The organism is Variovorax sp. dw_308 (genome assembly GCF_019207085.1).
Taxonomy (GTDB): Bacteria; Pseudomonadota; Gammaproteobacteria; order Burkholderiales; family Burkholderiaceae_C; genus Variovorax.
Window position 1 is genome coordinate 1 of record NZ_JAATOM010000086.1, and the last position, 1,235, is coordinate 1,235.

The 1,235-nt window shown below is 69.3% G+C and carries 1 protein-coding gene; it reads right to left on the reverse strand.

Going from position 1 to position 1,235, the window contains the following annotated elements; all coding sequences use genetic code 11:
- Positions 1 to 1,235, reverse strand: a 1,235-nt coding sequence (locus HCU76_RS36300; RefSeq protein ID WP_218512057.1) for a ShlB/FhaC/HecB family hemolysin secretion/activation protein, incomplete at both ends; no start/stop codon positions are given.

Here is a 1,235-nt window from a genome sequence, read left to right on the forward strand (position 1 = left end):
GCGAGGGTGGCGTTGATGGAGAAGTTGCCGGGGCGCGACCATGTGACGCCGAAGCCGCCGCCGCGCAGGCTGTGCCAGTTGGCGCCGTCGAAGATGGTCGGGCCCTTGACGGTCTTGCCGCGCGCCGCGTCGTAGAACAGGAAGGGCGTGAACTCGTCGTTGTACGACCAGCGCCATTCGACCGTGCCGATCACGCCCTGGTCGACCAGCACTTCGCCCGAGGGATAGGCCCGCACCGCGCGCGCGCCGCCGAGTGCCAGCTTCTCCGAGGAGTCCAGGTTCTTGCTGGCCCACTGCCCGCCCACGGAGACGTAGAACGAATGCCGCGGGATGATCGCCTGCAGCCGCGAGATCTGCGCCGTCAGCTTGGTGAAGTCGCCCTCGGTGTTGTGCCCGGCCTCCAGCTTGTCGTTCAGGAAGCTGGTCGGGTCGAGCAGGGTCAGGTCGCCGCGGTAGAAGTTGCCCGAGCTGGCGGTGTAGCCGCCGCCGAACAACTCGTCGCGCCGCTCCCAGGTCCAGCCCAGCCCGACGCCCTGGACGCGCTTGTGCGAGGTGACATCGACCGCGCGGTACTCGTCGGTCAGGTCCTTGCGGTCCATCGACAGGCGCAGGAACAGGTTCTGCTGGCGCTGGCGGATCAGTGGATAGTTCAGCGAGATGTCGTACACATCGGCCACGCCGTGCGCGTCCAGCGGCTCGAACTGCCCGCCGAGCTCGTAGTTCACCCGCGCCACGCCCATGCCCGCACGCAAGCCGCTGGTGCCGATCGGCGCCTCGTAGGAGAGCCGGCCGAACTGCAGCTCGTTGCTGTTGGACAGCAGCAGGCGCGCATCGAGGTTGTCCCCGATGCCCAAGGGGCTGAGCCAGCGCACCGTGCCGCCAGCGCGGTAGCGGCCCGATTCCTCCGTGCCGTTGTTGTCGGCCTCGGCCTGGAAGGCCCAGCGCCGCGCCGGCGTGACCTCCACCGTCAGGTCGCTGGTGCCGGGCGTCAGGCCCTCCTGCAGGCCCGAGCCCACGCGCGTGCCGGGCTGGTCGGACAGCAGCAGCATCGCGCGCTCGTAGCTTTTTGCATTGACGGCCTGGCCGGGCTGCAGGTCCGACAGGAAGCCGCGCACGCGCGCCTCGCTGATCGGCGCATCGGGGGCGACCAGCACATCGACCTTGCCCAGCTTGCCTTCGATCACGCTGATCTCGACGACGCCATCGCGCACCGTCTGCACCGGCACCACGGCCGT